This window comes from Massilia sp. UYP11, assembly GCF_050434805.1.
Classification (GTDB): Bacteria; Pseudomonadota; Gammaproteobacteria; order Burkholderiales; family Burkholderiaceae_D; genus Telluria.
The window spans coordinates 525,165-542,568 of sequence record NZ_JBNDJE010000001.1 but is presented as its reverse complement, the minus strand read 5'-3'; the positions used below and the strand labels follow the sequence as shown (position 1 = coordinate 542,568).

The 17,404-nt window shown below is 66.5% G+C and carries 13 protein-coding genes and 1 riboswitch; of the genes, 2 read left to right on the top strand and 11 right to left on the bottom strand.

Annotation, left to right across the window (positions count from 1 at the left end; all coding sequences use genetic code 11):
• Positions 1–133: 133 nt before the first annotated feature.
• Positions 134–1,750 carry a S41 family peptidase gene (locus ABIB38_RS02400; protein WP_429201446.1) on the bottom strand — a complete coding sequence of 539 codons (1,617 nt, stop codon included), beginning with the start codon at positions 1,748–1,750 and terminating at the stop codon, positions 134–136.
• Positions 1,751–1,893: 143 nt separating this feature from the next.
• Positions 1,894–5,484 (bottom strand): indolepyruvate ferredoxin oxidoreductase family protein, encoded by a 3,591-nt coding sequence (locus ABIB38_RS02395; RefSeq protein ID WP_429201444.1) that lies wholly within the window; start codon positions 5,482–5,484, stop codon positions 1,894–1,896.
• Positions 5,485–5,655: 171 nt separating this feature from the next.
• Here ABIB38_RS02395 and ABIB38_RS02390 point away from each other — a divergent pair, with 171 nt between their 5' ends.
• Positions 5,656–6,165: an Lrp/AsnC family transcriptional regulator gene (locus tag ABIB38_RS02390; protein WP_071360791.1), complete on the top strand. Its 510-nt coding sequence runs from the start codon at positions 5,656–5,658 to the stop codon at positions 6,163–6,165.
• A gap of 62 nt (positions 6,166–6,227) precedes the next feature.
• Here the strand turns inward: ABIB38_RS02390 and ABIB38_RS02385 are convergent, their stop codons facing one another.
• From ABIB38_RS02385 to ABIB38_RS02360, 6 genes are all read right to left on the bottom strand, one after another.
• A complete protein-coding gene (locus ABIB38_RS02385; protein WP_429201442.1) occupies positions 6,228–6,878 on the bottom strand; it encodes a GNAT family N-acetyltransferase in 651 nt (216 codons plus the stop codon).
• 32 nt (positions 6,879–6,910) lie between these two features.
• Complete coding sequence (locus tag ABIB38_RS02380; protein ID WP_429201440.1) at positions 6,911–8,542, bottom strand: diguanylate cyclase; 1,632 nt, start codon at positions 8,540–8,542, stop codon at positions 6,911–6,913.
• A gap of 110 nt (positions 8,543–8,652) precedes the next feature.
• Positions 8,653–9,756 carry a multifunctional CCA addition/repair protein gene (locus tag ABIB38_RS02375; RefSeq protein ID WP_429201791.1) on the bottom strand — a complete coding sequence of 368 codons (1,104 nt, stop codon included), beginning with the start codon at positions 9,754–9,756 and terminating at the stop codon, positions 8,653–8,655.
• Between the two features lie 2 nt (positions 9,757–9,758).
• A complete protein-coding gene (locus tag ABIB38_RS02370; RefSeq protein ID WP_429201438.1) occupies positions 9,759–10,478 on the bottom strand; it encodes a glutathione S-transferase family protein in 720 nt (239 codons plus the stop codon).
• 114 nt (positions 10,479–10,592) lie between these two features.
• Positions 10,593–11,573 carry a complex I NDUFA9 subunit family protein gene (locus ABIB38_RS02365; protein WP_429201436.1) on the bottom strand — a complete coding sequence of 327 codons (981 nt, stop codon included), beginning with the start codon at positions 11,571–11,573 and terminating at the stop codon, positions 10,593–10,595.
• A 2-nt stretch (positions 11,574–11,575) separates the two neighbouring features.
• Positions 11,576–13,561: a transglycosylase SLT domain-containing protein gene (locus ABIB38_RS02360; RefSeq protein ID WP_429201434.1), complete on the bottom strand. Its 1,986-nt coding sequence runs from the start codon at positions 13,559–13,561 to the stop codon at positions 11,576–11,578.
• A 113-nt stretch (positions 13,562–13,674) separates the two neighbouring features.
• On the opposite strand from ABIB38_RS02360, the gene ABIB38_RS02355 reads away from it, so the two are divergent.
• On the top strand, positions 13,675–14,307 hold the full coding sequence (locus ABIB38_RS02355; RefSeq protein ID WP_429201432.1) for a 5-formyltetrahydrofolate cyclo-ligase: 633 nt from the start codon (positions 13,675–13,677) through the stop codon (positions 14,305–14,307).
• 110 nt (positions 14,308–14,417) lie between these two features.
• On the opposite strand, the gene metF is transcribed toward ABIB38_RS02355, so the two are convergent.
• The 3 genes from metF to ahcY form a co-directional block, all read right to left on the bottom strand.
• Entirely contained in the window at positions 14,418–15,248 is an 831-nt protein-coding gene (gene metF / locus ABIB38_RS02350) for a methylenetetrahydrofolate reductase [NAD(P)H] (protein ID WP_429201430.1), read from the bottom strand.
• Positions 15,235–15,591, bottom strand: coding sequence for a phage holin family protein (locus ABIB38_RS02345; protein WP_429201429.1), 357 nt, complete (start codon positions 15,589–15,591; stop codon positions 15,235–15,237). The genes metF and ABIB38_RS02345 overlap by 14 nt, the downstream gene beginning before the upstream one ends.
• Positions 15,592–15,728: 137 nt before the next feature.
• Positions 15,729–17,153 carry an adenosylhomocysteinase gene (gene ahcY / locus ABIB38_RS02340; protein WP_429201427.1) on the bottom strand — a complete coding sequence of 475 codons (1,425 nt, stop codon included), beginning with the start codon at positions 17,151–17,153 and terminating at the stop codon, positions 15,729–15,731.
• A gap of 29 nt (positions 17,154–17,182) precedes the next feature.
• Positions 17,183–17,277, bottom strand: a riboswitch (S-adenosyl-L-homocysteine riboswitch).
• Positions 17,278–17,404 lie beyond the last annotated feature (127 nt).

Below are 17,404 nucleotides of genomic sequence, written 5' to 3'. Positions count from 1 at the left end.
AGAAGGAAGCCGATGATTATAGACGTGTTCTTAGCGCAACAGTTCAGCCATGGAAACCCGACGGGCAGGCGGCATGCGGCGCCGCCCGCCCGTCAATACAGGGGTTTTGCTTAGAACCTATCCCGGCAGGTTCTTAGCGCGGCGGCGCGCCCGGCGTGGTGTGGATCGAGATCTCCCTGGCCTCCGGCCGCACGATCCGCGTCGGCACGACGCGGGCCCTGGCCGTGGTCGAGACCGGGCAGGCGCCATTGGCGCGGTAGGCCAGGGCCGTGGCCAGCAAGCCTTCGTTCTGGTCGCCCACCGGCCGCGACAGGTCGTCGCTCGCCTGGCAGGTGGGGGTGAAGCCGTCGGTGAAGTCGCCGAAGCCCTTGTGGTTCACGCCCTGGAACTCGATCGAGAAATAGGTCGTGCCGCAGTTCGGCACCGGCGTGAAGCCGTAGGGCTTGCCGCAGGTGGTGCCGCCGATCTGGATCACTTCGATGTCGGCGCCGCGCAGGCCGTTGATCACCGATTCGCTGGCCGAGCAGGTGCCCGCCGTGCTGAGCACGGTCACCCGTTTCAGGCCCAGGCTGGGCAGTGGTGTGCCGGTACGCAGCGGATTGCTCGAGGCGAAGCCCCAGGCGGTCGAGCGGAACATGATCGGCTGGTAGGCCGGCGTCTTGTCGTTGTAGCGCGAGCGCTCGAACACCTTGCCGCTCGTCGACGCGGGGCCGGCGATCATGTAGGCCAGCTGGCTGGCGACGTACAGCAAGCCGCCGCCGTTGTAGCGCACGTCGAGCACCAGGTCGTTGACGCCGGCCTGCTGGAAGGTGACAAAGGCGTCGTACAGCTGTTTCTCGGACACGGCGTTGAAGTTGTCGAAGGTCAGGTAGCCGACCTTGCCGCTGGCGGTCTCGATCACCTTGACGTTCTTCACCGGCGCGAGCACGACCTCGGCTCCGGCCATCGTCGCATCAAAAGCCACCCCGCCGCGCTGCAGGGTGAAGCTGTGGGTGGCGCCGGCGGACGCCGGGAACAGGCCGGCATTGATGCGGTCGACCGCGTCTTTGTCGGTGGCATTGACGAAGTCGACGCCATCGACCTTGAGCAGCATGTCGCCGCGCAGCAGGCCGGCCGCAGCGGCGGGCGATCCCGGCTCGACCGCCGTGATCAGCCAGGTGCGCGGCGCCCGGCCGTCGGCGTTGCGGCTCCAGGTGATGCCATAGCCCAGGTCGATGCCCTGGGTCTGCATCGCTTCCCACTCGGCGGTCGGGTAGGTGAAGTGATAACGGTCCTTCGGCTGGCCGCTGGCCGTCAGGGCCGGCGTCTTGAGCACCGCGAAATAGTCGAGCGCGCTCTTGAAGTCGGCCATCTTGTAGGTGTTCGGGATCTCGTCGTACCAGAGGTAGTACTGGTTGGCCCAGGCGCGCAGGAATTTCAGTTCGTCCAGCAGCGTGCCCTGCACGTCGGGATACGGCTTGCCGCTCGCATCCAGGCCCGCGCGCGGGACGGCGCACTTGTTCCAGTAGCTGCCGTAGGCGTCGCCCAGCAGGTTCGGGTTCAGGTCTTCCGGGGTCGGCTCGGTGGCGACCGGGGGTGGCGGGACCGGCGTCGTGGGCCCCGGATCTTGCGCCACCGGCGCGGGCGCGGGCGCGCCGACGCTCGGAGAACCGCCGCCACCGCCGCAACCGGCGAGGACGAACAGCGCGGCGAGCGCGCTGGAAATCAAACGCAATGGAAAGGTCTTGCCGGAGGTAGGTAGCGAGCTCATGCGTCCGATTATAGACGCCGATATCCGGGTCGAATACAACCAACTGTAACGGTTGAGGCTAGGACACAACGACCGATATCAAGCGAACAATCGCTGGCCTGACATTGAACGCGTGAATGGCCGCACCATCCACGCGTTCACGCTCAAGCCGCCTGTGGCGCCGCCCCCGGCGCATGAAACGCCGCCACCAGCGCCGCCTCTTTCTCCCTGGCCGCCTTCAGGTGGCGCTCCTTCACGTGGCCGTAGCCGCGGATGTCTTCCGGGATGCTGGCGATCGCCACCGCCTGCGCCAGGTTCTCGGGCGTCAGCTTCGGCAGCAGGGCCGTCACCGTCTCGCGGTAGTGCCCGATCAGGGCGCGCTCCGTCCTGCGCTCGGCGGTGTAGCCGAACACGTCGAAGGCGGTGCCGCGCAAGCCCTTGAACTTCGCCAGCACGCCGAAGGCGCTCATCATCCACGGGCCGTACTCGCGCTTGATGGCGCGGCCTTCCTTGTCGTGCCTGGCCATCAATGGCGGCGCCAGGTGGAACTTCAGCCTGGTGTCGCCTTCGAACATGGCGCCGATCTTGGCGCGGAAGGCCGGGTCGGCGTGCAGGCGCGCGACCTCGTACTCGTCCTTGTAGGCCATCAGCTTGTAGTAGTAGCGCGCCACGGCTTCGGTCAGGCGCGTGCCCTTGCCGAGCTTTTCTTCCTGCGCGCGCACCTGGTCGACGAAGTCCTTGTACTGGCCGGCATAGGCCGCGTCCTGGTAGGCGGTGAGCAGCTCGATGCGGCGGCTGACGATGTCGTCCAGGGTCTGGATGCGCTTGAACTCGACCACCTTCGACGGCAAGGCGGCGCGGCTCACGGCGGCCAGGTCGTGCGCGGCGCTGCGGCCCCAGTTGAAGGCCGCCTGGTTGAAGGCCACCGACACGCCGTTCAGTTCGATCGCCTTGAGCAGCGAATTTTCCTGCAGCGGCACGTGGCCCTTCTGGAAGGCGTAGCCGAGCATGAACATATTGGTGGCGATCGCATCGCCCAGCAAGGCGGTGGCAATCTGGCCGGCGTCGATGAAGTCGACGTTGCCCTTGCCGCAGGCCTGCTCGATGGCGCCGCGCGAGCCCTCGGCCGGGAATTGCCAGTCCGGGTTCTTGACGAAGGCCGCGGTGGTGGCGCCGCTGGCGTTGACCGCAGCCCAGGTGCGGCCCTCGCCCATGCGGCTCAGGGCGTCGCGGCTGGCGGTGACGATCTGGTCGCAGCCGATCACCAGGTCGGCGCTGCCGGTGCCGACGCGGGTCGAATGCAGGTCTGCCTGGCGCTCGGCCAGGCGCACGTGCGACATCACCGGGCCGCCCTTCTGGGCCAGGCCGCTCTGGTCGAGCACGATCGCGCCCTTGCCTTCGACGTGGCCCGCCACGGCCAGGATCTGGCCGACGGTCACCACGCCGGTGCCGCCGACGCCGGCGACCAGGATGCCGTACGGCGTCGCGACCGACGGAATGGCCGGCAGCGGCAAGGCTGGCGGAGCGGCTTCGGAACTCGTCGCTTTCTTCGGTTTCTTCAAGCCGCCGCCTTCGACGGTGACGAAGCTCGGGCAGAAGCCCGACACGCAAGAAAAGTCCTTGTTGCACGAGGACTGGTTGATCTGGCGCTTGCGGCCCAGTTCGGTTTCCAGCGGCTCGACCGACAGGCAGTTCGACTGCACCGAGCAGTCGCCGCACCCTTCGCACACGGCCTCGTTGATCACGACGCGCTTGGCCGGGTCGGGGAACTCGCCTTTCTTGCGACGGCGGCGCTTCTCGGACGCGCAGGTCTGGTCGTAGATCACGGCCGACACGCCCGGCATCTCGCGCAGCTCGCGCTGCACATCCATCAGCTCGGAGCGGTGGCGCACCGTGGTGCCCGGCGCCCAGGCATAGTCGCTCGGGTATTTATCGGGTTCGTCGGTGACGACGATGATCGGCTTGACGCCCTCGGCCGCGATCTGGCGGCTGATCATGCCCGGGTCGAGCGGGCCGTCGACGTTCTGGCCGCCCGTCATCGCGACCGCATCGTTGTAGAGAATCTTGTAGGTGATGTTGACCTTGGCCGCCACCGCGGCGCGGATCGCCAGGATGCCCGAATGGAAGTACGTCCCGTCGCCCAGGTTCACGAACACGTGTTTCTCGTCGGTGAACGGGGCCTGGCCGATCCAGGTCGTGCCTTCCGCGCCCATGTGCGTGAAGGTCGACGTTTCGCGGTCCATCCACAGCACCATGTAGTGACAGCCGATGCCGGCCATGGCGCGCGAGCCTTCCGGCACCTTGGTCGAGCTGTTGTGCGGGCAGCCCGAGCAGAAGTAAGGAATGCGGTCGGTCTGCGGATTCGGCTTCGCCGGAATATTCTTGAGCACCAGCTCCTTCGCTTCCAGGAAGACGATGCGTTCCTTGACCCGCTCCGCCACCGGATGGCCGGCGCAGTAGTGCGAGATGCGCGACGCGATGGCGCGCGCGATCTGGGCGGGATTGAGTTCATAGGTCGCCGGCAATAGCCAGTCGCCATGGCCCATGCGGTTCCTGTTGCTCCATTCGCCGGTATCGTCGAACTTGCCGACCACGCGCGGACGCTCGCCGTCCGGCAGGTTGTACAGCTCTTCCTTGAGCGCGTATTCCATCACCTGGCGCTTTTCTTCGACCACCAGGATCTCGTCGAGGCCGCGCGCGAACTCGTGCACGCCTTCGGCCTCGAGCGGCCAGGTCATGCCGACTTTATACAGGCGCAGGCCAATGTCGCGCGCGGCCTGCTCGTCGATGCCGAGGTCGGCCAGCGCCTGGCGCGTGTCCAGGTAACTCTTGCCGGCGGTGATGATGCCGATCTTCGGCCGCGGGCTGTCCCAGATGATGCGGTTCAGTTTATTCGCGCGTGCATACGCCAGCGCGGCATACCATTTGTGGTTGCTCATCCGCACTTCCTGGTCCAGCACGGCGTCCGGCCAGCGGATGTTGAGGCCATCCGGCGGCAGCTGGAAGTCCAGCGGGGTGACGATCTGCACGCGGTCCGGGTCGAGATCGACCACGGCGCCCGATTCGATGATGTCGGTCACGCATTTCATCGACACCCACAGGCCGGTGTAGCGGCTCATGGCCCAGGCATGCAGGCCGAAGTCGAGGTATTCCTGGACCGAGGACGGGTACAGCACCGGGATGCCGCAGTGGGTCAGGATGTGGTCGGACTGGTGCGCGGTGGAAGACGATTTTGCGGCGTGGTCGTCGCCGGCCAGCACCAGCACGCCGCCATGCCGGGAGGAGCCGGCATTGTTGCCGTGCTTGAACACGTCGCCGCAGCGGTCGACGCCCGGACCCTTGCCGTACCACATGGCGAACACGCCGTCGTATTTCGCGTCCTTGTAGAGGTTGGTCTGCTGGGTGCCCCAGACCGCGGTCGCCGCCAGGTCTTCGTTCATGCCCGGGTGGAACTTGACGTGGTGGGCGTCGAGGTGTTTCTTCGCCTTCATCGCGGTCTGGTCGACGGCGGTGACGGGCGAACCGCGGTAACCGGTGATGTAGCCGGCAGTGTTCAGGCCGGCCTTCAGGTCGCGCTCGCGCTGCAGCATCGGCAGGCGGATCAGGGCCTGGGTGCCGGTCATGAAGGCGCGGCCGCGCTCGAGCGTCCACTTGTCGTCGAGCGTGATGTCGTGTTGCGGTTGGGTGGGCTGCGAAGGCGCGGGCGGGGATGGCTCCGGCGGCGCCAGGTGGGCGCGCTCCGTGGGTGCGTTCATGGTGTCTCCAAGATTCTCATGGCGGATACGTCGCGGCGCATTTCCTGCATCTCGCTGACCGTATGCGAGCCAGTATAGTCCTGCCCCCCAAGCATTAAATTCCAAACAATTCCCCCGTCTTCTTGAATTGCGCAATAAAATTGCCATACAAAAGTCTGCATTGGGGTGGATATGTCGAAGATTGAGCTGGATAAAACAGACCGCAAGATTCTGGAAATCTTGCAAAGCGATGGACGGCTGTCGAACCAGGACGTGGCCGAAAGGGTAAACCTCTCGCCTTCGCCCTGCCTGCGCCGCATCAAACGCCTGGAAGAAGCGGGCGTCATTCGCCAGTACGTGGCGCTGCTCGACCCGGACAAGATCGGGCTTGGGCTATTGGCTTACGTAAATGTGCGGCTGGAAAAGCACAGCGAAGTAGCCAGCGCCACCCGCCAGCCGGGCTTGCCGGCGACGTCGCCGCGCAACGATTTCGCGGTGTCGGTGGGCACCTGGCCCGAGGTCGTGGCCTGCTACGCGATGACCGGCGACATGGATTTCCTGCTGCGCGTGCACGTCGAAGACATGGACCATTTCTCGCGCTTCATGATGGGCACCCTGCTCAAGCACCCGGCGGTGCTGGACGTGAAGTCGAGCTTCGCGCTGCAGCGTATCAAGGAAACGACGGCGATGCCGTTGGTGTGACCTCGTCATTTCTGTCACTGGCAGAAATGACTCCCCGCGTCGGCGGAGACCCGGGTTTCCTTCTATTTCTTCGGCGTGAAAAATTTCACCGCCGCGCGGGTGTTGGCCTTGACCGTGTAGTCGATCGACGCGAACTGCTCTTCCAGCGCCTCGGCCATCACGCTGCCCGGGCTGGGCGGCGGCAGCTCGAGGTGGGCGTCGGCCTCGCCGTACTCGCGCTTGATGCGCATGCCGGCCTTCTTGGCGATGTGCATCATGGTCTGGTTCGAGGTCAGGCATTGCATGTAGAGCGTGTCGACGTCGGAGTTGCGGCAGTAGATCGCCGCGCGCTGGAACAGGCGCGTGCCCACGCCCTGGCCGCGCGCCGACTTCGACACCGAGACGCCGAATTCGGCCACCTGGTCCTTGGTCGTCGACCTGCGCCCGTCGGCCGAGGCGAACGCCAGGTGGCCCATCCCAACCAGTTGGAATACATTGTTGACCACGCCGAACACGATGTCGCGCGAGAAATCGATCTTGTCGACGTAGGCCGCGATCTGTTCGTCCGGGATCATGCTGCCGAAGCGCAGCAGGCGATCGTCCCGGTCCAGCGACAGCAGGTGGCGCAGCACGCGACGGCGGTCGCGTTCGCCCAGTTCCTTGACCAGCACGGGCGGCTGGCCCTTCTTGCCTCTCAGGCCCTGGATCCAGCGGCGTAACGGGTTGTCCAGCATCTCGATACCTTTACGACTGCAACATATGGATTCTAGCCGATCGGGTCGGCATTGGCGGCGCGATCGGTCCGGCTGGCTGCCGCGGGGTTTGCCCTATTGTCGCGTGCTCGGTCCGGCGCCTGTCCCGACGGATGGTCCTGCTCCAGCCATTGCGATTGCGGGCAGACCACGAAACGCCCCTTCCCGGCCTGCTTGGCCGCGTACATGGCCTTGTCGGCGTCGGCCAGCAAGGCTTCCTGCCCGCGCGCGGCGCCCGCCTGGCCGCGCGCGCTGGCGATGCCGATGCTGGCCGAGATCGTCACCGCGTGGCCGTCGGCCTCGGTGATCGATTCGATCTCGGCCAACGCCAGGCGCGCCACCCGCAGTGCGCCGGCCTCCGAGGCCACGTCTTCGAGCAGGATCACGAATTCGTCGCCGCCCAGGCGCGCCAGCGCATCCTCGGCGCGCAGCCTGGCCTGCACCCGGCGCGCGACCATCTGCAGCACCAGGTCGCCGGCCGCATGGCCCCAGGTATCGTTGACCGCCTTGAAACCGTCGAGGTCGATGAACATCAGCACCACCACGCTGTCGCGGCGGTCGGCGCGCGCCAGCGCCCGCTCCAGCAGGCGGGTCAGCTGGCGATAGTTGATCAGGCCGGTCAGGCTGTCATGCTGGGCCAGGCGCTCGAGCTGGCGCGATTGCGCTTCGAGTTCGGCGGTACGCTCGGCCACGCGCTGTTCGAGCGTCTCGTTGGCCGACTGCAGGCGGCGGTTGACGACGCCGATAATGCGGTAGCTGCGGCGCAGCCGCGCGCCGGCGTACACCAGCAGCACCATCAGCACGGCGCTGTAGGCGAACAGGTAGCCGCGAAAGCGCTGGCGCTCCAGCAGCACGGCATTGAAGGAACGGTCGAATTCGCGCTCCAGGCGATCGAGCGCGGCGTCGCTGCCGACTGCGGCGATCTGCGCCTCGAGCATGTTTTCCAGCGGGCGTTTTTCCAGGATCACGCGGCCACTGGCGATCACCGCATCCATCTTGTCGTTCACGGCCGGCGAGAACGCGATCTGCTGGGCCGCCACGTTGCCCAGGATTTCATCGATGCGCGCCGCCAGCGCCGGGTTCGGCGCGATGTTGTAGCGCAGGGTGTCGGTCAGCAGAGCGTTCAGGGTGGTGTCGAGCCGCACCACGATGCGGCCCGGCGCCAGCGCGCCTTCGATGCCCGAAATCTCGGTCTTGAGGTCGGCCACGGCCGGCGGCATGTGCAGCAGCGCCGCCCGCAGCGGCGGATTGTGCTTGGCGAACTGGGCGACCAGTTGTTCCTTGCCCTGCAGCGCCTCCTGCAACGCGGCATAGGCGGACTGGGCGGCCCTATCGCCGGTGAGCGGCACGGTCCCGCCCAGGCGCGCCATCAGCTCGCGCATGCGCGGCAGTTGCGCAGTGAGGTCGAGCGGGGTGACGGCGCGTCCGGTATGCGCGCGCAGGATGCTGGCATCCCATTCGGCGTCGAGCTTTTCGAGCTCGCGCAGGTCGAGCATGACACTGTTGCGGATTTCCGGGTCCACCGCATCGGTGCGGACATAGAGAAACACCAGCACCGCACTCATGAAGATGACCGCCAGGCTCGCCAGCAGCACGCGACGGCGCCGGCACCAGCTCGCAGCACGCCGTGCTAGCAAGGTGAACATCGTTTTTCTCCAAAGCAACAATTTTCAGTTACTGAAGGATAGCAAAACGATGGGCCGCACAGCACGCACCGTGTAACGACATGTAACCAACAGCGTAAATACACGGCTGATTAGTTGGTTTGGTGCAACACCTCGGCGACGGCCTCGACCCGTGCCCGGTGGACGGCGCCCGGGATCTCGCTCTTCTGCTCGGCATGGCGCGCGGCGACCGCGCCCGCATCCACGGCGCGCGCCGCATCCAGGGCGCGCAGCAGGGTCGGCCCCTCGGGCCGCTCGCCTTCCCCGCAGGCGGCCGCCAGCAGCATCCGGGCGAAGCGCTCCGGCTTACGAAAGGCGTCGCAGCGCTCGAACAACGTGACGATGGCGTCGGCGGGCAGCGCCAGGGCGCGGCCAAGCAGATCGAACTCGCGCGCCGTCATCACGGCCAGGTCGCGGCACTCGTTGGGCACCTTGAGGCGCTTGCTCACGGCCTCGATCGGCGGGACGGCGGCCAGGCCGCGCATCAGCACGGCGAAGCGCACTTCCAGCGGGTGGCCGAGCGCGGCGGCGTGGTCGATCGTGCGCAGCACCGGCTCGCTCCACCGCGCGTCCAGCTCCGGCAGGATGCGCGCCAGCGCGCCGCAGTCGCGCAGCACCTCGAGCATGCGCGACGGCCGGCGCTCCATCAGGCCGCGCGCCAGCTCCTGCCAGACGCGCTCGGGCACCAGGGCGTCGACTTCTCCCTCGTCGACCATGCGGCGCATCAGGACATTGGTGTCCTGGGCCACCGTGAAGTCGGGCAGGCGCGCGGCGAAGCGGGCGATGCGCAGGATCCGCACCGGGTCTTCGGCGAAGGCGTCGGACACGTGGCGGAACAGGCGCGCCTGCAGGTCTTGCCGGCCGTTGTGCGGGTCGACGATGCTGCCGTCCTCGGCCCGCGCCATGGCGTTGATGGTCAGGTCGCGCCGCACCAGGTCCTGCTCCAGGGTGACGTCGGGGGCGGCGTGGAACACGAAGCCGTGGTAGCCCGGCGCGGTCTTGCGCTCGGTGCGCGCCAGCGCGTATTCCTCCTGCGTCTCGGGATGCAGGAACACCGGGAAGTCCTTGCCGACGGCCCGAAACCCGGCCTTGATCATCTGCTCGGGGGTGGCGCCGACCACCACGTGGTCGTGGTCTTTCACCGGCAGGCCCAGCAGGGCGTCGCGCACGGCCCCGCCGACGACGTAGCTGCGCATCGTCATGCGCCCGGCAGATCCACGTCGTGCAGCGGGGTCGGGTCGGTCTCGGCCATGGCCTCGGCGACCCAGCGCGCCACCGCGGGGTGGGCCAGCACGCGGTCGCAATAGGCCTGCAATGCCGGCGCCAGCGTCACGCCATAGGTCTTGAAGCGGCACACCACCGGCGCATAGAAGGCGTCGGCGATCGAGAACTCCCCGAACAGGTACTGGTGGTGGCCGAAGCGCGACAGGCAGTCTTCCCAGATCTCGCAGATGCGGCCGATGTCGGCCTGGGCGCCGGGCGTGCGTCCGCGGCCGGGCAGGCGCGCCTGGATGTTCATCGACATGCTGTTACGCAGCTCGCCGAAGCCGGAATGCATCTCGGCCACGACCGAGCGCGCCAGCGCGCGCGCGGCCACGTCGTGCGGCCACATGGCCTTGTCCGGGAACTGCTCGGCCAGGTATTCGACGATGGCCAGGCTGTCCCAGACCGTCATGTCGCCCGCCATCAAGACCGGCACCCGGCCCGCGTGCGAGTAGCGCGCGATCTGGTTGGCGGTGTCGGGCTGGTCGAGCAAGACCTTGACTTCAGTGAATGGAATGCCGAAGGCGACCGCCGCGACCCAGGGTCGCATCGACCATGAGGACACGTTTTTGTTGCCGATGATTAAGGTCAGGCCGGGGTTGCGCGTCTGGTCGAGCGTGCGCGCGAGGATGGGGTCGCGTTCAATGGTCTGCATGGTGGGTCGTTGTGGTTGGTCGTTGTGCATGAGCCGGCCGCTCGTCGATATGCCAGGACGCTGGCGTCCCGCACACCGGAACGGCGCCCGGAACGGCGCCCGGAACGGAGCCCCTCAGCGCCTGGCATGGGCGCGATACGCGTCGAGGCGGTCGTGCCGGTTGAGGTAGTGCGGCGCGACCGCTTCGATCGCCGTGAGCTTGATCCCCAGCGACTCGGCTGTCAAGGCATGGGTGTCGTCGGCCACGACATTGTCGACCAGCATCGAATCGAGGTTGTCGCGGCTGAGGATGGGATCGCCCGGCAACAGCTCGAACAGCCGCGCCTGCAGGCGCGCCACCCAGTCGGGCAAGCCCACCACCGGGCGCTCGCGGCCGGCGAAGCGGCCGGCCAGCCGCACCAGGTCGGCCAGGATGTACACGGCCGGGCCGCCGAGCTCGATCGTGGCGTCACGCAAATCGCGCCGGGCCAGGGCGATGGAAAAGGCGGCGCCGACGTCGCCCACGTACACCGGCTGGAAGCGCGCGCGGCTGGCCGCCAGCGGCACCAGCGGCAGGTGGCGCTGCAGGCGCGCGAACATGGTGAGGAAATGGTCGCCGGGACCGAATACCACCGAGGGACGAAAGACCGTGGCCGCCACCGTCGGCTGGCTGCGCGCGGCCAGTTCGCCGTCGGCCTTGGAACGGCCATACATCGAGGGACTGGCAGCGCTGGCGCCGAGCGCGCTCATGTGCAGGTAGCGCGGCACGCCCACGTCGGCGCAGGCGGCGGCGATGCGGCGCGGCAGCTCCACGTGCAGGTGGCGAAAGCGCTCGCCATAGGGCTGGCCGTGGCCGCCGTGCAGCACGCCGACCAGGTTGATCACGGCGTCGCGCCCGGCCAGCAGTTTGCGCAACACGGCGTCGTCGTGGATATTGGCCACTTCGACGTCGACCCCCGGCAGCAGGGTCAGCTGCTTCGCGCTTTCATAATGGCGCGCCGGGACCAGCACGCCCACGCCGTCGTCGGACAGCCGCGCGGCCAGGTGCTGGCCGATGAAGCCGGTGCCGCCGATCAGCACCACGTTCAGTGGCCGCGCGCTCGTCTCCATCGTCATGCTCAGTCCAGCACCGAGCCGCCGCTCTGGCGCGGGCTGACCGTGCCCAGGCGCGCCTTCAGCGATTGCGGCTTGCCCTCGAAGATCGAGGCATAGTTGGTGGCGTTGGCCATGACGTTGCGCACATAGCCGCGCGTTTCGGTAAACGGGATGGACTCGACGAAGATCGCGCCTTCCATCGGCGCGTCGAGGCGGCCGCGCCAGGTGCGGGAGCGGCCCGGGCCGGCGTTGTAGGCGGCCGTGGCCAGCACCTGCGAGCCTTCGAAGTTCTCGAGCACCATATTCATGTAGTTGGCGCCGAGCGTGATATTCGTATGCAGGTCGGTGAGCATGGTGTGCACGAAGTTGTTCAAGCCGATCTTGGCCGCCACCCACTTGCCGGTGGCGGGCATCACCTGCATCAGGCCCGAGGCGCCGACGCCGGAACGGGCGTCGCGGATGAAGCGCGACTCTTGCCGGATGAGGCCATACACCCAGGCTTTATCCAGGCTCAGGCCCTGGGCGGTAGGCTTGAGGACCTCGAGATGGGGCGCCGGGAAGCGCTGGTCGTAGCTCAGTTCGGTGCGTGTGCGCAGCGAGGTTTCGACCATGCGGTCGAGGTGCTCGTTGCGGCGCGCCAGCTCGGCGGCAGCCAGCAGCTGACGTTCAGACAGCCCGCGCAAGCCCCAGTTCCATTCGCGGTTGCCTTCCGCGCGCAGGCTCAAACGGTAGAATTTCAATGCACGCTGCAGGCTCGGATTATTGGTCGCCTGGGACAGTTCCGGCGCCGTGATCGGCGCCACCGGCGGCGGCGCGACCACCTGCCTGCCCAGCTCCTCGTGGGCCAGTTGGGTATAGAAGGTGGTCTGGGCGGCGATGCCCTGCCACAAGGCGCGCGCCTCTTGCGTGCGGCCTTCGGCCTGCAGGGCCCGGCCCAGCCAGTAGATCCAGGTGGAGTCGGCGCGCAGGTTCGGCGGCATCGCCTCGATGGTGGTGCGTACTTCCTTCCAGTCGCCGCGGCGCAGCGCCATGCGGGTCTTCCACTGCATCTGGAATTCGGTGAGCGTGGCGCCCCTGGCGCGGTCCCAGTAGCCATGCGCCTCGGGCGCCAGCGCGATCGAGGCCGCCAGCGCCACGCTGGCCCAGCCGATGGCGCGCTCTTCACTGGACAATTGTGGCGCGTTCTTTTCCAGGCTCGCGACGGCGAGCTTGAGCGTGGTGCGCGCCATGCGGCCGAGCGCCACCAGGTAGAGCTCGCGCTCGGCGCGGGTCGTGCCGATGCCGCGCGCCAGCGCCACCGCCGGCATGTCGACCGCCTGGACGGCGCGCGTTTCGGGCAGGCCCAGCAGCACGGCGACGCGGCGCGCGGGTCCGGTGGTATTGTCCAGGCCGGCAATGCGCAGCTGCCACAGCAGATCGGCCTGGGTGAACTGGCCGTTGCCGGCCAGTTGCGCGATCAGGGCGGCGCAGGCGTCGCCATAGCCGGCCGGCGTTTTCAGCAGCGCGCGCGCTTCGTCGGCCACCCGCTCGCCGCGTTCGGCGCGCGCCAGCAGGGCGTAGCAGCGCACTTGCAGGCTGCCGGCACCGGCCAGCGCGCCGGCTTCGCGCTCGAAGGTATTCCATTCGCGCCGCTTGCCCAGCTCCATCAGCCATTCGGTGCGCAATTGCTCGGCAACAGCGGTGCCGTCGTGACGGCGCAGCACCTGCAGCACCTCATCCTGGATTGCATCGGAGAGGCGCGGTTTCAGACGATAATAGTCGACGTAAGATGCCAGCGAGTAATTCGACGGCAGGCGCGAGGCGAGCGCATTGACGCGCGCGCCGTCGTTCTGGCGCGCCGCTTCGCGCAGCAGCATGAAGTTGTCGTCATCGGCGCGGCTGTCGGCCACCAAGGCCGGCCCGGCGGCGGGAACGCCCACCGTGCCGGCGCCGGGAACCGACGGCGCACCGGCCGGTATCGGCGGCAGCGCCACGTCGGGCGCGGGGGCATCGGGGTCTTCCTGGGCCATCACGCCTGCGGGCAGTGCGCAGGACAGAACAAGGGCAATAGCGGCCGGCCACAAGCTGGCTGACAATTTCGATTGAAACATCCACAACTCTCACATTACGCTGCATTGAAACCATGACCGGCGATCAAAGAATACCACGCGCCATCGCGGCACTACCAGACACGGCAGCCAGTAATGTTGCCCAACAACAGGACAAGGCACTGCTGCGCAACACCCTCAAGGCACTGCGGCGCGCAATCGATCCGGCGACCAAACACGCCTGGGACGATCGCATCGGCGCGCAGGTGCTTGCCTGGTGGCAGGCGCATCCCCACGACACGCTGGCCGTGTACTGGCCGCTGGCCGGCGAACCGGATTTGCGTCCAGCGTACGCGCAATTAGCTCAAGCAGGCGTACGGCTGGCATTGCCGGTAGTAATCGAACGCGATGCGCCGTTGGGATTTACCGAGTGGATACCTGGTGAGCCGACGGTGACGGACCGGCTGGGCGTGGCGGTTCCGAGCGCATTGCGCATGATCGCGCGCCCGCCGGCATTGCTGGTGCCCTGCCTGGGCTTCAATGCGCGGGGATATCGGGTGGGATATGGCGGGGGTTTCTATGACCGGACACTGGCGCCGGCGCCAAGGCCGGCGACGGTGGGAATCGCGTATGCGTGCCAGTTGGTGGCGTTCGATGGCGACGCGCACGATGTGCCGTTGGATAGCGTGATTACCGAGGAATACAACGGCGCGGCAGAGCGAAGGTGATGTGAACGCGTCGGCGGGAGAACCCGCCAACCCTACGGTAAACCTTGCGCTTCACGTAGGGTTGGCGGCTTTGCCGCCGACGCGTTCAACCGGTAATGCGCAGCCGCGGATCAACCCCGCAACCGCTGCCAGATCGCCGTGGTCGGCGCCGCCTGGTTCATGCTGTAGAAATGCAGCCCCGGCGCGCCGCCCGCCAGCAGGCGTTCGCACAACCCGGTCACGACGTCCAGCCCGAAGGCCTTGATCGAGGCGCTGTCGTCGCCGAAGCTGGCCAGCTTGAGGCGCACCCAGCGCGGGATCTCGGCGCCGCACATGTCCGAGAAACGCATCAGCTGCATGTAGTTCGTGATCGGCATGATGCCGGCCACGATCGGCACATCCACACCCAGCTTGCGCGCATTGTCGACGAACTGGAAGTAGGCATCGGCATTGTAGAAATACTGGGTGATGGCGGCATTCGCTCCGGCCTGCACCTTGCGCGCGAAAGCCTGCAGGTCGTCCTGCGGCGAACGTGCCTGCGGGTGCATCTCGGGATAGGCCGCGACCTCGATGTGGAACCAGTCGCCGGTTTCCTGGCGGATGAATTCCACCAGTTCGCTGGCATAGCGCAGCTCGCCGGCGCCGCCGTAGCCGCTCGGCAGGTCGCCGCGCAGGGCCACCACGCGCCGGATGCCGCTGTCCTGGTACTGCTTGAGGACCTCGCGGATCGAGTCGCGCGTGGCGCCGATGCAGGACAGGTGCGGCGCGGCCTCATGGCCGGCGGCCTGGATCTCGCGCACCGTCGCCAGCGTGCCCTGCTGGGTGCTGCCGCCGGCGCCGAAAGTCACCGAAAAATACTTCGGATTGAGGCCGGCCAGCTTTTCACGCGCGATGCGCAGTTTTTCGGCGCCTTCCGGCGTCTTGGGCGGGAAGAACTCGATACTGAAATCAGGAGTTTCCATCTTTGTCGGAAAGAAGCAAGGTAGAAAGCGTCCACGAAATGATGCTGTACAGGATGGCTGCCAGGAAGGCCGACCAGAAACCCGCCACCTGGAACCCGCCGACCACGTTCGACACGAGCCAGAACAGCAAGGCGTTGATGACCAGGATAAACAGGCCCATCGAAATCAGGGTGACCGGCAGGGTCAGCAGCACCAGCACCGGACGGATCAGGGTATTGACCAGTCCGAGCACCAGCGCCGCGATCAGGGCGGCGCCGATGCTGGAGACTTCGACGGAATGCATCAGGTAAGGCAGGGCCATCAGGGCCGCGGCGTTGATCAGCCAGGTAATCAGCAAGCGCATCGGTACAGACTTTCGTGGTACGCGTACGCCGCACGCACCAGGGGAATACGGGAATGCGGCGCACGATGATTAGATAAGCGAAACGTCCCGGCGAAACGTCCCGAAGGACGTTTCGCATGACTACAACCCGCTACCGATCAATAACGGTAGTGTTCCGGCTTGTACGGGCCTTCCTGGCTCACCGAGATGTAGGCAGCCTGTTCGGCGGTCAAGGTGGTCAGCTGGGCGTTGAGTTTCCTGAGCTGCAGGCGCGCGACTTTTTCGTCCAGCTTCTTCGGCAGCGTGTACACGCCCACCGGATACTGCGCGGTGTTCATGAACAGCTCGATCTGGGCGATGGTCTGGTTCGCGAACGACGAGCTCATCACGTACGACGGGTGGCCGGTGCCGCAACCCAGGTTCACCAGGCGGCCTTCGGCCAGCAGGATGATGCGCTTGCCATTAGGGAAGATCACGTGGTCGACCTGCGGCTTGATGTTGTCCCACTCATACTTCTTGAGCGCGGCGACTTCGATTTCGTTGTCGAAGTGGCCGATATTGCAGACGATCGCCTGGTCCTTCATCTTGAGCATGTGCTGCTCGGTGATGACATGGTAGTTGCCGGTGCAGGTGACGAAGATGTCGCCGTGTTCGGCGGCGTAGTCCATGGTCACGACGCGGTAGCCTTCCATCGCCGCCTGCAGTGCGCAGATCGGATCGATTTCGGTGACCCACACCTGCGCCGACAGTGCACGCATGGCCTGGGCCGAACCTTTACCGACGTCGCCGTAGCCGGCGATGACGGCGATCTTGCCCGCGACCATCACGTCGGTGGCGCGCTTGATGCCGTCGACCAGCGATTCGCGGCAGCCATACAGGTTGTCGAACTTCGACTTGGTGACCGAGTCGTTGACGTTGATCGCCGGGAAGGCCAGCTTGCCCTCCTGATGCATCTGGTACAGGCGGTGCACGCCGGTGGTGGTTTCCTCGGTCACGCCCTTGATTTCAGGCAGGCGCTTCGAGTACCACGACGGATCGCGCGCCAGGCGGCCCTTGATCGCGTTGAACAGGCAGATTTCTTCTTCCGAACCCGGCTTGTCCAGCACCGAGATATCCTTCTCGGCGCGCACGCCCAGGTGCAGCAGCAGGGTTGCATCGCCGCCGTCGTCCAGGATCATGTTGGCGTGGGTCTGGCCAGATGCGTCACCTGGCCATTCGAAGATGCGGTGGGTGTATTCCCAGTACTCGTCCAGGGTCTCGCCCTTGATGGCGAACACCGGCGTGCCGACCGAGGCGATGGCTGCGGCGGCGTGGTCCTGCGTCGAGTAGATATTGCACGACGCCCAGCGCACTTGCGCGCCCAGGGCTTCCAGGGTGCGGATCAGGACCGCGGTCTGGATGGTCATGTGCAGCGAACCGGCGATGCGCGCGCCCTTCAGCGGCTGGGTGGCGGCGTATTCTTCGCGGATCGCCATCAGGCCCGGCATCTCGGTTTCGGCGATGCGGATTTCCTTCTCGCCCCAGGCAGCCAGGGAGATGTCGGCGACGATGTAGTCTTGGGAATTTTTGAGTACGGCGCTCATCACGCCCTCCTTTCAATGTTTAGAAAAAAGTAACGTGAGCGCGGTTGCTGAATATCCGAGCCTGGCAATAACGTGTTTCCCGCCTACGCGGGAACAAGCTCTTGTCGCAACGCTCCTCGGAACGGGGTAGTTTAGCACGCTTGAACGGCCATGGATACTTCGCCGGCGTGCGAATGACTTGGGTCCCCGCCTCCGCGGGGACGACGTTGATGGCGATTGCGTGAATATCGCAGGTCGAATTCGGACACGCA

Excerpts from the sequence above, each read along its gene's own strand:
- ABIB38_RS02400 (WP_429201446.1), bottom strand. The coding sequence starts at position 1,750 with ATGAGCTCGCTACCTACCTCCGGCAAGACCTTTCCATTGCGTTTGATT.
- ABIB38_RS02395 (WP_429201444.1), bottom strand. The coding sequence starts at position 5,484 with ATGAACGCACCCACGGAGCGCGCCCACCTGGCGCCGCCGGAGCCATCC.
- ABIB38_RS02390 (WP_071360791.1), top strand. The coding sequence starts at position 5,656 with ATGTCGAAGATTGAGCTGGATAAAACAGACCGCAAGATTCTGGAAATC.
- ABIB38_RS02385 (WP_429201442.1), bottom strand. The coding sequence starts at position 6,878 with ATGCTGGACAACCCGTTACGCCGCTGGATCCAGGGCCTGAGAGGCAAG.
- ABIB38_RS02380 (WP_429201440.1), bottom strand. The coding sequence starts at position 8,542 with ATGTTCACCTTGCTAGCACGGCGTGCTGCGAGCTGGTGCCGGCGCCGT.
- ABIB38_RS02375 (WP_429201791.1), bottom strand. The coding sequence starts at position 9,756 with ATGCGCAGCTACGTCGTCGGCGGGGCCGTGCGCGACGCCCTGCTGGGC.
- ABIB38_RS02370 (WP_429201438.1), bottom strand. The coding sequence starts at position 10,478 with ATGCAGACCATTGAACGCGACCCCATCCTCGCGCGCACGCTCGACCAG.
- ABIB38_RS02365 (WP_429201436.1), bottom strand. The coding sequence starts at position 11,573 with ATGACGATGGAGACGAGCGCGCGGCCACTGAACGTGGTGCTGATCGGC.
- ABIB38_RS02360 (WP_429201434.1), bottom strand. The coding sequence starts at position 13,561 with ATGGCCCAGGAAGACCCCGATGCCCCCGCGCCCGACGTGGCGCTGCCG.
- ABIB38_RS02355 (WP_429201432.1), top strand. The coding sequence starts at position 13,675 with ATGACCGGCGATCAAAGAATACCACGCGCCATCGCGGCACTACCAGAC.
- metF (WP_429201430.1), bottom strand. The coding sequence starts at position 15,248 with ATGGAAACTCCTGATTTCAGTATCGAGTTCTTCCCGCCCAAGACGCCG.
- ABIB38_RS02345 (WP_429201429.1), bottom strand. The coding sequence starts at position 15,591 with ATGCGCTTGCTGATTACCTGGCTGATCAACGCCGCGGCCCTGATGGCC.
- ahcY (WP_429201427.1), bottom strand. The coding sequence starts at position 17,153 with ATGAGCGCCGTACTCAAAAATTCCCAAGACTACATCGTCGCCGACATC.